Source organism: Methylophilus glucosoxydans (genome assembly GCF_042676145.1).
In the GTDB taxonomy this organism is placed as follows: Bacteria; Pseudomonadota; Gammaproteobacteria; order Burkholderiales; family Methylophilaceae; genus Methylophilus; species Methylophilus glucosoxydans.
The window spans coordinates 51,480-64,613 of record NZ_JBHTJW010000003.1 but is presented as its reverse complement, the minus strand read 5'-3'; the positions used below and the strand labels follow the sequence as shown (position 1 = coordinate 64,613).

The window sequence follows — 13,134 nt, the reverse complement described above, 5'->3', positions numbered from 1 at the left end:
CGAGCATTAATAGTTTTTACACTGACTTATTCAAGTAGTCGCTCATAACATGGCGCTCAACCTCGCTCCCTTCGGTCGCTGGACGCTGCGCGATAGCCTGGTAGCGTGGGCAACTCGTTGCCCACGCGGTAAAACTCACGCACAATTCCACCATGTCACGTTATCGTCGCGCGAATACTGCTGGAGCTACTTACTTTTTCACAGTAGTGACTTACCGCAGGCAAAGATTTCTTTGTGATGATGATGTACGTGATGCGTTAAAACATGCCATCCAAAAAGTCCGTACTGACCACCCGTTTACAATCGATGCATGGGTTTTGTTGCCAGACCATATCCATGCCATATGGACGCTACCACCCAATGATGCAAACTTTGCGCTTCGTTGGCAACTCATTAAACGCTATGTGAGCCGTGCTTGCGGTGCGCGTTTAAACCATACAGAATGGATGTCAGCATCCAAAACAAAACATCGTGAATCGACCATTTGGCAACGCCGTTATTGGGAGCATCAAATTCGCGATGATAACGATTATGCAAAATTTATGGATTATTTGCATTTCAACCCGCTTAAGCATGGCTTAGTGAGCAATGTGAAAGATTGGCCTTATTCAACATTTCACCGATATGTTAAAGCGGGCGTTTATGATATGAGCATTGGGGTGTTGGGCTAGATTTTGTGGATCGAGCGTTTGGTGACGGATAACGAGTTTACGCGTGGGCAACGAGTTGCCCACCCTACAGACTACTCGACTTTAACAATCACATAAGAATTTGCATAACCTCTTGACTATTTCCGTTGTAGTAATCAATGGCTCTAAATGTTTTAGACTTGAATTTCCATGATGTTTTTGCACCATGCTTCACAAGCATTTTTATGATGTTGTCTTTAAATTCAGAATTGGCTCTAATTTGTGATATCAAGGCTAGTGGTGTCATTCCATTATTATCAACACCATTAATTTTTTTAAATGCACTTAGAAGACGTTCATAACATTCGTAATCCCCATTAAAAAATACAAAGCCCTGAATGTTTTCGATGAGTGTATTGACTCCAATAGGGTGAATCTTAAATACAGACTCAACCGTGTCAGGATTCCAACCTAAATCCATTGCCTCATTAATATTGTCGCTATTTAAAATTTCAACACTATTAATATTGCCACCATATGATTTTGCTAAAGATATAAATTCAGTGCATTGTTTTATATTGTTTTTCATTTTCTCTTGATAATCTACAGCTGCATTATTTTGGGCAAGCATTCTTTTGAAGAGAGATATTTGGCTTAATGGATGTTGAAAAACATAATCCTTTTCAGGTTTATTTAGGTTGCCAATTAATTTCAACTTTTCAACCTGACACTCCTCAACTGAACTCTTTACAATGGGCCTAATAGAAATGCTCTCTGCCATTACACTATTAAAAGAAATTAGCAAAAAAATAGTCATTAAAAATTGTTTACTTATCAATTTCAAACCTTTAACTTTAAAAATCATTAAATTTTGCGCAATGCACACGAATGCTTAAACCAAGGAAATATACTAGCCGTGCTGATCATGCTTTGAATATATTGTCTTTCTTTCTCAATCCAATTTTAAGAGACCTCATAGTGCGTACGTGTGTACGATACGCCGACTTTTGTATTGATGGCCCCCGAAAAGTAACAATGGCCAGTCAAACCTAACGAATCACCACCCCCCAAGGCAGATTCCCCACAGAAATATCCTTCAGCGTGGCATTGGTTTGGGTATCAATCACCGAGACATTATTGCTACGGCCATTGGCGACATAGAGTTTTTTGCCGTCCGGCGTGAGTGCCATATTCCACGGGCGTTGGCCGACGGGGATGGTGGCAATGACTTCGCGGGTGGCTGTATCGATTACACTGAGGTTATGATCGCCGCCGTTGCTAACGTAAATACGGCTGCCATCGGCATTGACCTTAACGCCGTTAGAGCGCAGGCCGACCTTGATATTGGCTTGCACTTTCCAGTCGGCGGTAGAGACAATCTCTAGCAGGCTGGCGGCTTCATTTGCGACATAAGCCCATTTGCCATCGGGGCTAAAACCAACGCCGCGCGGGTGTTTGGTGGATGCGATCAGGTGTTCTGATTTGAGCGTGTTGAGGTTAATCACATCCACGTTGTTGCTCTCTTCATTGCTGGCGAGCAGCCATTGCTGGTCGGGTGAAAACACGCAATGCTCGGGGTTTTTGCCCTGGGTTTTGATGGTGTGTTTGAGCTTGTTGGTTTGCAGGTCTACCAGCGAGACCGCGTTTTCTTCTTCCAGACAGGCGGCCAGCAATTTTCCGTCGGGTGAAATATCAATGCCTTCTGGTTCGTCGCCGACTTTGATCAGGGCAGTTTGTTTGCCCAGCTTGGTGTCTACCACCGAGACGGCGTTTTTATCGCGCACAACGACGTAGAGTTTTTGATTGCTGGGATGTATGGCAGCAGCCTGCACTTTTTTGCCGAGCTTGCCTTTTTTGGGCAGGGTGTTGATGACTTCGTCGGTGCTGGTGTCAATCACTGAAACCGTGCCGTCTTTTTCGTTAGGCACATAAGCGAGCGGTTGGGCGCTGAGAGTGAGGCTGGCTAGCAGGCCTGCGGTGAGGGTCAACAATCGAGCGTATTGCATAGAGCATCCTTAAAAAAAGTCGGCCAGTTGCTGCAACAACTGGCCAGAACATGGAGATATACTTTATGCAAATCAATTAAATTTGAAATTTAAATGACCATTGCATATTAAGCACTTAAAATCCTTGGCAATAGCGTCATGCTTCCCGATTTAACCGGGATAAACTCCCGACGCTATACTCATTCGCTAGCCTCAAACACAAATCCACCAAAGGCGCGCGGCTGTGCCCCAACCTTGACCTGTCGCGGCGAGTCCAGCCGCTGTCCATCAATGACGGCTACGACGTTGTCCATCCAGCTGGTGACCACGAGCTGCTGTTGCTGGCGGTCAAAAGCAATGCCTTCGGGCGTGCCGGGGACGCGAATTTTAGCCAGCGGCCGCTGGCTGGCCAGGTCAATCACGCTGACGCTATCTTCGCCGGTGTTGGTGACGAACAAGCGCTGCCCTTGCGGGTCTGTGGTCACACAGTAAGGGTGCCGCCCCACGCTAAGCGTGGCCACCACGCGCTGGTCATGCGTGGCTATCACACTCACTGAGTTTGAGTACACATTCACCACATACAGCTGCTTGCCATCGGGGCTCAGCCCCAAACCGAACGGGTGCTCGCCCACTTTAATTCTGCGCAGTTCTTTGTTCGCGCGCGTGTCGACCACGCTCACATCATTACTGTCGCGATTCGCCACGTAGAGCGTCTGGCCATCGCGACTTAACTGCAAGCCGCCTGGTGCCTGCCCCACCTCTATGCTCGCCAGCACTTGCCCGTGCACCGGCTCAACCACCAGCAAACTATGGTGATACCAGTCAGCCACATACAAACGGTTACCGGCCTGATTCACGGCCAGTCCGACCGGGGCAATCGGCAGCGCGAGAGTCTGCACCACTTGCTGCCGCGTGATGTCTATCACCGAGATTGAGCGGCCATCGACATTGCTCACGTACACTTTTTTCTGTTGAGGATGAATGGCGACGGCGACCGGCGACTGGCCGACCGGGATGGTTTTGATCACCTGCAGTTGACGCAGGTCTACGACCGAAACCGTGTGCTCTCCCTGATTGGTGATATAGGCGAACTCTGCCGCGGATGCGCCCAGCGTAAAACAAAGACTGAGCGTAACCGACAACGCTTTCAAGCGCAGGCGCCAGCACGCGCTCACATCAATCGTCCTCATACAAGCGTTACGATAGCGCGATGTGAGCCGTAAGGATTGAGACCTGTTCCCGCAAAGGGTCAGGAATTTTTCATGCAATAGCAGAGGCGCTCTGTTGGGAGAAATGTGCGTTGATGGCGCGCATATCCAGCGCTTGCCACATTTGCAGGTGGTGCTGCAGCTCATGCGCCTGCATGGCGCCCCTGACCATATCAATGATGACGCGATCACGCACCGCCATGAGTGCAGGCACTTGTGTCACCTGGAAATTGGCGACCAGATCGGTGGCGACATCAACATCGGCTACCGCAAACGCGACTTGTGGATGCTGGGCGGCAACCGCTGCCAGGACGGGGGCAAAGGTCTGGCAAGGCTCACACCATTCGGCCGTGAACAGTACCACGGCGAGCGGATGCGCCTGCACCCACGCATTGAATTGCGCCTGGCTTGCCAGTGTCTGCACCACGGCAGCGGTTTGGGTAGATGCCAGATTGGATTGCGGATCGGAAGGGCTGGTTGTTTGCATACGAGATTCCTAAGGATGCGCCTGCTCGGGCAGGCGTTTAATGGTACTGAGTGTCCAGTGTTGCGGGCCAGCGATGCTTTGTGAGCACCCCAACTCCTGACTGGGGTGTTCGGCGGTGAGTTGATGGCGGGTATGGTCTGCGGTCTGCACCTGCATAAACCAGCGGTCCACCCACACCTCCAGTCCGGCCGGGGCAGCGCGCTGGCCGCTGTCAGTCAGGGCCAGCGTGATCAGTTTGCCGCCATGCGCCAGGCATAACGAGTCATCCGTCTCTTCGAGTATCACCCATGTTGCCTCATTGCTGGCGACGCCCTCTTCCGCCCTGGCGGGCAGACTGGCTGCGGCCAAAACACAAGCTACGGCTGGCAACATCATCGTTGCCCACTGGGCCAGGAGACTGACCACTGAAGAGATACACAGCCATCCAGACTGCCGGGATAACCCTAAGTGTTTACTCACCATGACATGCCTCGCTGAATCCAAACAATCAACACGGCGGAGCTCAATTTATGCACACAGGCTGGAACCCATGCGTTTAAACAAGGGGCGCAAACTGGCGCAGAGTTTTTGGCGCCAGCCCTGGCTGTTTGCCGCAGCATTCTGGCGACCTTCTTTCAAGCCCTGTAAACCGGCTTTGACAAAGGCATCCACCGCATTTTTGGCGGATTCATCATCCTGGCCTGCAGGGGGTTCATTGCCGGTAAAGGCGCGGTAATAACGGGCACTCCAGGTCACTTTGGCGTTGCTGCCATCAGCAGCAACTTTGATTTTGCCGTTCAAAGAACTCACAGGCAGCGCTTCCAGATCAATGTCCCCAAACAGACGATAAGACACGGTCATGTCTGCCGCAGACACTTCGTCGATTTCCTGCATCAATTGCTTGCCGTTTTTCAGGGTCAGTTTTTGCTGGGTGTCGTTCACAGGCTCGCAAGCCGTGACTTGCGGATGCCATTGCGCCAGACTGCATGGGCTGCTGACACGTTTCCATACCGCGTCAGCCGATGCGTTGACCTGGATGGATTCATCCGTTTTTTGCGGCGTAGGCCCGTGTGCCCAAGCTTGCACACTTAACAACATCATCATTCCGCATAAAGACCACTTCATAAAACACTACTCCTTCTTAAAAAATCGTTTAAACATTTGCCGCATGCCAAGCAGCCAGGGGCTATCGGCAAACGTCAGCCCCATAAACATGAGCCACAATAGGCAGGCAGGCACCGCCAGCCAGGGCCGCAAATCGGTTTTGGCCCAGCGCCAGGCCGTCATGCCCAAGCCGGTCGCCCAGTCACCACTTTGTGCCACATGCTCCAGCCTGGCGTAATGCAAACCGGTCTCTACCGACAGACGCTGCAAGTTTTTTTCATCCAGCGCAGATAAATGGGCATTACTTAAGAGTTCGTTCCCTGGCCCATGTCCGGAATTGCGGTCATGCTGCCCCTGCTCCATGGCCAGCACTGACAGCGTTTCGGCCATGCCAAAGTTGCCAAACCGTTGAACCTCTTCCTGCTCCCAATAGCCGGCTACGGCATTTTTCTCGTCCAGTTTGGGGATCTTGCTCGGTGTGGGCTTGCCCATGCCCACCAGGTAGCCTTGCACCTCACCAGGTTTGCCTGCAAATTTGGGCATGTATTGCGGATTGGCCGGCGGCGCTTGCTGGCCATCGGTAAAAAACAGCAGGCGCATCTGTTTGCCCAACAACGGCGCTTGTTCCAGCGCGTGATAGAGGCCATGGGCGATAAACGAATCTGCGGCCCAGGCCATGCGCCAATCCATGCTGGCGACGGTATGATCCAGCGCGGCAAAATGGCTGCAAACCTCCACCGGCTTCACCACATTAACCGTATTGCGCTCGGTAAACATGCCCAGCGCCACGCGTGAGCCACAGGGCAACACAGACAGGGTTTTGCGTATGCTTTGCTTGGCCATCTCCAGGCGGCTGATGCTTTTCCCATTCAGCTGATAGTCGGGCACATTCATGCTTTGTGTGATATCCACCACAAAGTACCAGTCATACACACGGTTGGGTAAACTCAGTTGCGGATGAAAGAGCGTGAGCGTGAGCAACAGCGCAATCAGCCACAAGCATCGCTTGCGCCAGACAAGCCCGGGCGTCACCAGCGCGTTTTCAGGGCTGCCAACGAGCAAAGCCCTGAGTTGTTTAAACCAAGCCATCATCAGGGCATGCCTCTCGGATTGCCAGGCATGGCAGGCCAGCCACTGGGTTGCTCTTCTGCTTTAATCTGCTCGTCTTCGTACTGTTGTGGCCCATTCATGCCGTGGGTGGTCGGCGCCAGTCTGAGGGCGAGATGATAGTTGTACTTCACCTCTGACCAGTCAGGCTCGATACGCAAGGCTTTCTGGTAACTCTCTTTGGCCAGGGCGACCAGTGGGCCCGCCTCATCCCAGGCAGGCAGGCCACGCTGTTCGAGCAAGCGGATTGCCGTGCGCAAATAGACATTGCCCGAGTTGAAATAGGCCTGCTTGCGCAAGGGTTGGCTATCGGTGGTGCGGGCAATCACGGCGGCATACTGCGCCAGCGCCTGATCAGATTTGAGTTGATCGTCATAAAACACTGCATTGGCAAACAAGGCCTGCGGCGTCTGATCAGCCCCCAGCAGGGTAGAACGGATCAGCACATGCGGCGCCAGGCTGTGTCTATACACTGCAGACTGATAGAGCTCCACGCCCTGACGCGCCAGCATCACCAGTGATAGCACCACCAGCAGCGCAGCCCACAGCCCGCCGCGGCGTAAATGATTGATCCATTGCCTTCTTATGTTGGGATGACTCATGTTTGCCACCGTGTTAACTCCAGTTGTACCATCGCGATTAATAGCAAGGCTGCCAGCCAGGCCAGACCATAGGCGTATTGACTCAAGTCTTGTCGTGCAATCGGTTCCAGGTAACGGGTTGGTTTGTTTTTAAGCTTGGCGATATCGCGCACGGCCGCCATGACCGCCTGCGGATTTTCTGCCTCATACACGTGATAAGGCACATTGAGCGTCTGGAAATAGTCATGCAAGGCCACCTCGGGATAGGCGTCAATATTCTCGCCTTCGGCCAGGCTTTGCTTGATGGTGACGCCGTTTTCAGAGCGCAGGTAAATCCAGTACAAAGAGGCCTGTTGCCGCATAAACATGGCACGCAACATGTCCTGGGTTTTGCCATCCAGGTGTGCACCGCCATCAGAGACCAGCACAATCGCACGCGCCCCGGTCACCGGCTGATCGGCAAAATAATCGAGCGCCATGCCGAGTCCGCGCGCGACCGCCGTAAAACCCATGCCACCGGCTTCGGTCGCTTCCAGCGCGGCTTGCACAAACGCCCGGTCATTCCCCAAAGGCGCCGCCAGAATCGGTGAGGTACTAAAGGTCACCATGCCCATCAGGTCTTCATGGCCCTGCTTGACCAATGACTTCAACACCTCACGCGCGGCCTGCATTTTCGGTTGCCGCGCCTGAGCATCGCCCTTGTTCACAAACGGCTCGTTCATGCTGGCGCTGCGGTCCAGCACAATCATCACATGCGCACCGCGCCCAATTTTTTCGATGGATTGCGATTTTAGAAACGGGCCACTCAGCGCAATGGCCAGTGCCAGCAGCAAAGTACTTAAACTGATTTTCCAGGCACGTTCCAGCCAGACAGAGAGCGGGTCTTCGGGCAACCCTTGCAAGGCCGGATGCTTGAAATGCCGTTGACCACGCATGCACCAGGGCAATACGGTCAATGGCAATAACAGCAAGGGCCACACCTGTGTCAGCCCCCATGACTCCCCCAAGCCGCTCCAGGTGATGACGGATTGCCCCCAGGCCTGCCACATGCTTAAGCGACCTCCAGTTGACTCAAATCTTTGGCTAATTGTGTCAGCAAAGCGATCGAAGACGTCACAGCTCGGCCAGCAAAAAACGCCTGCTGTACATCCGCGTAAAAGGCCTCAAGCGCAGGCGCATAGGCCTGTAGCCTGGGTTGCTGCTGCATTAACTGTGGCAGATTTTCGGCAGTCACCGCATGCCCGGCAAATTGATCCATGGCCCGCACCAGCAAGCGCATGGCCTGCAAACTATCCGAGGCCGCCCCTCCCCTGAGTTTGCGTATCTGGCGCCAGGCCTGACGGAAAGGCATGTGTTTTTCTTGTGGCAAGGCGATCCAGCCGGCCACCCAGGCCAGGTAAAGCAATGCCAGTACAAGCGCACTGCCCCAACCTGCCAGTGACCACAGTTGTGGCGCGAGCGGCCAGCTTGGCATGGGCGCATCCGGGTAAAGCTTGACGTGCTCGGCATCAATCCGCGCAGGCAGCAAACTCGACACAATGACCTTGTCTGGCGGCACATCAACGGTCAACCGTTGCTGGGCGCAGCTGGACTGATCGCAGGTGAATTCAAGGTGCAGTTTTTTTAAGGGCAGGATTTTAACCGTGTCGCCGGCAACAAAAATTTGCCAGTCTATCTGCAGGTTAATCACGCGCTCATTCGCTAGGTCCTCATGTTGCCAATGGGCATCGCGCAGCTCAATGGCCTCATTTTGTGCCGGGGCAGGCAAACTGGCCGGATCCAGCACAAAACCAGGCGGGACATGAATCTTGAGATGCTGTGTTGCAATGCTGCCCAGCGTGTAATCTGCCTCACGCGTGGCGCTTTCTACGCGTATGCTGGCGTGCGTTGTGGCTTGGGTGCTTGCTGTGGTGCTGGCGGCATATGCCAGCGTAGTGGCCGCCAGCAGATACCCTGCAAAAAATGTCGCCAGCCAGCGCGTAAACTGCATCGTGCCCGCAAACCGGTTGCTTGTGATACTCATGCCATCGTCTCCATCAAGTGTCGGCTCACGTCTTCCGCACGCCAATCTGGGGCTAGCCACAAAGGGGATCTGGCACCCGCCTTGACCAAGCCAAGATTGAGCGACTGCGTTTGCTGCGCGGCATCCGCGGCGATCTGTGTGCGCAACTTGCGCCGCAATAGCCAGCTGCGCTCCTGCCCGGTTTCCATATCGCGTAATCGCGCCCAGCCGAACGCCGGCAATGCCTCAAACGCCGAGGCATCGCGCAATACCACAGGCACCACATCATGTGGCTGAGCCGCACGCATGGTGGCTTGCAATAATGCCTCGGGCCAGAAAAAGTCAGAGATGAGGAATACCAGCGCACGCCGTGGACCGATGGCCTCTATCGCAGCAGGGAGCGCGCTGGCCGTGTGGCCGTGATCAGCACCCAAACTGCGCGCCTGCTGCCAATAGTCATTGAGCAGCCCATGTACTTGCTGCGCTGTGCCAGGCTGAAAACTGGGCAGGCGTTGCAAACTGCCTGGTAAATGGTCGCTGGCAGCGTGCATGCCGAAGCCATCGCCCTGGCGCGTTACCGACCACGCGAGCGACGCGACAAACCGGGTTAGTCGCTGCTGCAAGTCTTGGGCAGAAGGGCCCTGAAAAAATAAGGAGCTGGAAACATCCACAATGGCATAGACATGAATAGCCGCACGTTCCAGATAGGTCCTGACCAGCCATTGCTGTGGCTGCGTGCGTACACTGGCCCGAATATCAATCCGTTTGGGATCCGGGCAAGCCAGTAAAGAAGCATAGCCAGCGAAGTCAGTACCGTTGCCATGATGCTTGGTGAGCGTCGCGCCCGCGTGATAGCTGTGTGCCCGCCATGGCACCGGATAAAAGAACTGGTGCGGCTCGAAGGCCGCTTGCACGGACGCCGCCGAGAGAGGCTGCATAGGCCCCTGCCCGGTCTGTTGCGCCATTGCGTTGCTTGCAGCTACCATGCTTCACTCACATCCATACACATACATCGGTCTGCATCATGACTTGAACCTGCAGCACCGCTTAGGGCGCAGAGACTTTATCCAGCACGGCTTGCAGCAATTGCGGGGCAATCCGCTCATGCTGCAAGGCATAGGCGCCGCTCAAAAACACGCGGTGCGTCACCACATACGGCCATACGGCACGGATATCATCCGGGGTCAGATAATCGCGGCCTTCGAGCCAGGCACGCGTACGCGCACTGCGCATCAACATGGCCATGCCCCGTGGGCTGGCACCACCTGCCAGCAAGCGGCTCATATCCACCTCGGGCAGGCTGATGCCAGCGGCCAGCGGGTCCTTGAGCACGCGCCAGAGCTCTACCGCATACTCCTGCAAGGCCATCTCTGCACGCACGGTGCTTTGCACTTGCGTAGCCAGCGCATTCAGTTGATCATAGGGTGTGAGGCCTGACGGCAACTGGCCGACCAGTGCATCGACATCATAAAAGCGGGTATCAAACATCAGTGCCCGTTGCAGCTCACGTGCATCCGGCGCCTTTACCGAAATTTCCATCAGGAAACGGTCACGTGCCGCTGCCGGGATCTCAAACGTCTCTTCACGCTCCAGCCGGTTACGGTCAGCAAACACGGTCAGGTGCGGAAAATGATATTCGCGGTTAAAGGCATTGACCGAGCGCTCAGCCATCAGGCGCAGAAACAAGGCGTGGGCCTGTGGTCTGGCACGGTTGATTTCGTTAAAGAAGAACACCGAGAGCGCCTCTTCATGTTGCAACAGTGGCCCCGGCTTGACCGCAGCCTGCCCCTGCTCGTTGATATAGGCATGGTACAAAAAGTCACTCGGCATGAGGTCAATCGCACCTTCAATGCGCTGATAGCCGCCGCCCAGCAATTGCGCCGCCGCGCGTAACAGCGTGGTTTTACCCACGCCGACGTCGCCTTCCAGCAGCACGTGGCCACGTGAAAAAATCGCAATCGTGAGCGCCCTGACTTGCTCAGGCATGCCAACGACCACACTGTTTAATGCTTGCTCGAACGCCAGCGCACCTTCACGCCATGCGGCCAAATCCATTTGTTTTTCCATACACCACCCATGATTCAGAATGAAACAGGCCACTATCGACTGCGCACAATCGACACCGGTATGTCACATGCAAACGGGGGACGAAACTGACACCGGAAACGATGTCAGTCTCCTGGGGGGAATTTAAGATTACTTCACGTCAAATACGAAGTTGCCGCTGGATTTGGCGTTTGCAATGCGTTTTGCATTACGTGCATCCATGGCTTTGATGGCTTCCTCTTGTTTGTTGAGTTCCACCGGATCATGTTTTGGGTCGTATTTGGAACCCGCAATTTTTTCCGGATAGCCGGGTTTGGCTTCCCAGCAGTTACCTGGCTCTTTACAATTTTGACCATCGTAAGCCAGAGCCTGATTGGACACTGCCAACACACCAGCCACGGCCAGTAATGTCATTACGTGTTTCATCACATTTCTCCTTAATCACAAATTAGCTGGTGTATTTTTTTCAATTATCAGAGGGCCCACCAGCCTAACCCTCTGGTAAGTCGTTTAACCGTGAGGCGTTGCCGCGCCACTGTTTTTAAGGTTCTCTTCCTCCTGGTGACGAATCCAGGCAATGATATGAATAATTTCATCCACTTGCAGACGGCCCTGTTGTGGCCCCATCATGCCGTTCGCCCCACCATAAATGGTTTCAAAGATGCCCTTGTCGGTTTGATTTTTAGGATAAGTCCAGTATTCATCTGCCAGCGCCGGACCTAACTTGCCCTCAGCCAGGTGACCATGGCAACCAGAACAGGCGGTTGAGAAAATCGTATAGCCTTTTTTGATTGCTTCAGGATCGGAGCGGTAGGGGTTTTCACCGGTGGCTAAAAAATGCTTGGCTTCAGGGGTAAAGGTCTCACCGTCCATCGGTGCGATCTCCAGCACATCCCCCGAAATCGTGCCACGAAACTCCAATGGCGGACCATCTTTCAACGCGACATGCACGGCAGTGGCTGGGGTGGCAGGCGCCTCTGCTTTAGCCGCAGAAGGACTCGCAGCAGATTCATCTTTGGCGCAGGCCACCGTCAGAAAAGCAGCCATGACCAAACCCGTCAGACCCAAAGCCATGGTCAGCGGTTGACGCAGGCGGCGTAAATGCGGTTGTTGAGATTCTTTCAATTCAAACTCCAAAACTTGATTAACAAAATACAGTGACTTAATGCAGACTCAACAGAGGAATGCCTTCATCCTTGAGGATGGCAGTAATCTCTGCGCCATGCGCATCAATGACACGATTCAAAGCATCCACCAGCTCGGGGTGCTGCTTGTTGACACCCATGACCACGTTGTAGTGCATGGGGATTTTTTCACCGTTGGTTTTTTTGGCGGTATCTTCGACGATCACCATATTCAACGGCACTTCGGAAGCACGCACATAACGCGCAGCTTCTGGCGCCCACAACATCGCCATATGCAAGTGCATATTGGCCACATCATTCACCAGCCGTGACGGCTCGACGTGGATGTAACGGTTGCGGGTGGACTGAAAATTCTGGATTTCAGTAAAGTAGTCAAACATGTCGTCAAAACGGTTGATTTGCAGCAACATGTTCTTACCGGGGCTATCCGGCATGACACCGATACGGAAATTTTTCTCTTTGAGGTAGGGATGATCCCAGGAGGTCACATCAATTTCACGGTCTTTGCGTGTGATAAACACGTAAGCTGAACGATAGTAAGGTTTGGTCGTCAGCACACGCGGATCATTCGGATCGGTGCCAATCAACACATCACATTTACCTGCTTCCATGTCTTTTTGCAGGGTGAGTGGATTGGTCCACCAGAAATAGTTGATTGGCAGATTCATGGCCTTGCCAATCACATTTGCAATCTTGTTTTCAAAGCCCTCTTGCTTGTCATTTGAAAAAGGCAGCTCGGACTTACCAGCACAGACATTGAGCGCATTTGCAGCCACGGCAGGCAACGCCAACAGACTGAATGCCAACGTGAGGCAGGCGCTAACCCAGCCAGCACGGACTCTTTTTACATCAGGAAACATA

Annotated in this window: 16 protein-coding genes; 1 reads left to right on the top strand and 15 read right to left on the bottom strand. The window is 53.5% G+C overall.

Features of this window, described 5'->3' with window-relative positions:
• The first annotated feature begins 152 nt into the window (after positions 1–152).
• Positions 153–671 (top strand): REP-associated tyrosine transposase, encoded by a 519-nt coding sequence (locus ACFQ1T_RS12005; protein WP_379077073.1) that lies wholly within the window; start codon positions 153–155, stop codon positions 669–671.
• A gap of 88 nt (positions 672–759) precedes the next feature.
• Here the strand turns inward: ACFQ1T_RS12005 and ACFQ1T_RS12000 are convergent, their stop codons facing one another.
• From ACFQ1T_RS12000 to moxJ, 15 genes are all read right to left on the bottom strand, one after another.
• Positions 760–1,494 (bottom strand): hypothetical protein, encoded by a 735-nt coding sequence (locus ACFQ1T_RS12000; protein ID WP_379077070.1) that lies wholly within the window; start codon positions 1,492–1,494, stop codon positions 760–762.
• A 184-nt stretch (positions 1,495–1,678) separates the two neighbouring features.
• Positions 1,679–2,635, bottom strand: coding sequence for a beta-propeller fold lactonase family protein (locus ACFQ1T_RS11995; protein ID WP_379077067.1), 957 nt, complete (start codon positions 2,633–2,635; stop codon positions 1,679–1,681).
• Between the two features lie 179 nt (positions 2,636–2,814).
• A complete protein-coding gene (locus tag ACFQ1T_RS11990) occupies positions 2,815–3,789 on the bottom strand; it encodes a YVTN family beta-propeller repeat protein (protein ID WP_379077064.1) in 975 nt (324 codons plus the stop codon).
• Between the two features lie 85 nt (positions 3,790–3,874).
• Complete coding sequence (locus tag ACFQ1T_RS11985) at positions 3,875–4,309, bottom strand: thioredoxin family protein (RefSeq protein ID WP_379077061.1); 435 nt, start codon at positions 4,307–4,309, stop codon at positions 3,875–3,877.
• 9 nt (positions 4,310–4,318) lie between these two features.
• Positions 4,319–4,771 (bottom strand): hypothetical protein, encoded by a 453-nt coding sequence (locus ACFQ1T_RS11980; RefSeq protein WP_379077058.1) that lies wholly within the window; start codon positions 4,769–4,771, stop codon positions 4,319–4,321.
• Between the two features lie 45 nt (positions 4,772–4,816).
• Complete coding sequence (locus ACFQ1T_RS11975; protein ID WP_275357149.1) at positions 4,817–5,413, bottom strand: SRPBCC family protein; 597 nt, start codon at positions 5,411–5,413, stop codon at positions 4,817–4,819.
• A 6-nt stretch (positions 5,414–5,419) separates the two neighbouring features.
• Positions 5,420–6,484, bottom strand: coding sequence for a vWA domain-containing protein (locus ACFQ1T_RS11970; RefSeq protein WP_379077055.1), 1,065 nt, complete (start codon positions 6,482–6,484; stop codon positions 5,420–5,422).
• On the bottom strand, positions 6,484–7,101 hold the full coding sequence (locus ACFQ1T_RS11965; RefSeq protein WP_379077052.1) for a hypothetical protein: 618 nt from the start codon (positions 7,099–7,101) through the stop codon (positions 6,484–6,486). The genes ACFQ1T_RS11970 and ACFQ1T_RS11965 overlap by 1 nt, the downstream gene beginning before the upstream one ends.
• Complete coding sequence (locus ACFQ1T_RS11960; protein ID WP_338656827.1) at positions 7,098–8,129, bottom strand: vWA domain-containing protein; 1,032 nt, start codon at positions 8,127–8,129, stop codon at positions 7,098–7,100. The genes ACFQ1T_RS11965 and ACFQ1T_RS11960 overlap by 4 nt, the downstream gene beginning before the upstream one ends.
• A 2-nt stretch (positions 8,130–8,131) precedes the next feature.
• Positions 8,132–9,103 (bottom strand): hypothetical protein, encoded by a 972-nt coding sequence (locus ACFQ1T_RS11955; protein WP_338656826.1) that lies wholly within the window; start codon positions 9,101–9,103, stop codon positions 8,132–8,134.
• Positions 9,100–10,068: a DUF58 domain-containing protein gene (locus tag ACFQ1T_RS11950; protein WP_379077049.1), complete on the bottom strand. Its 969-nt coding sequence runs from the start codon at positions 10,066–10,068 to the stop codon at positions 9,100–9,102. Before ACFQ1T_RS11950 ends, ACFQ1T_RS11955 begins: the two co-directional genes overlap by 4 nt.
• Positions 10,069–10,129: 61 nt before the next feature.
• Positions 10,130–11,149 (bottom strand): AAA family ATPase, encoded by a 1,020-nt coding sequence (locus ACFQ1T_RS11945; RefSeq protein ID WP_379077046.1) that lies wholly within the window; start codon positions 11,147–11,149, stop codon positions 10,130–10,132.
• A gap of 129 nt (positions 11,150–11,278) precedes the next feature.
• Positions 11,279–11,554: a methanol dehydrogenase [cytochrome c] subunit gene (locus ACFQ1T_RS11940; RefSeq protein ID WP_194747393.1), complete on the bottom strand. Its 276-nt coding sequence runs from the start codon at positions 11,552–11,554 to the stop codon at positions 11,279–11,281.
• 84 nt (positions 11,555–11,638) lie between these two features.
• Positions 11,639–12,253, bottom strand: coding sequence for a cytochrome c(L), periplasmic (gene moxG / locus ACFQ1T_RS11935; protein WP_379077043.1), 615 nt, complete (start codon positions 12,251–12,253; stop codon positions 11,639–11,641).
• A 37-nt stretch (positions 12,254–12,290) separates the two neighbouring features.
• Positions 12,291–13,133: a methanol oxidation system protein MoxJ gene (moxJ, locus tag ACFQ1T_RS11930; RefSeq protein WP_275357162.1), complete on the bottom strand. Its 843-nt coding sequence runs from the start codon at positions 13,131–13,133 to the stop codon at positions 12,291–12,293.
• Position 13,134: the final 1 nt, after the last annotated feature.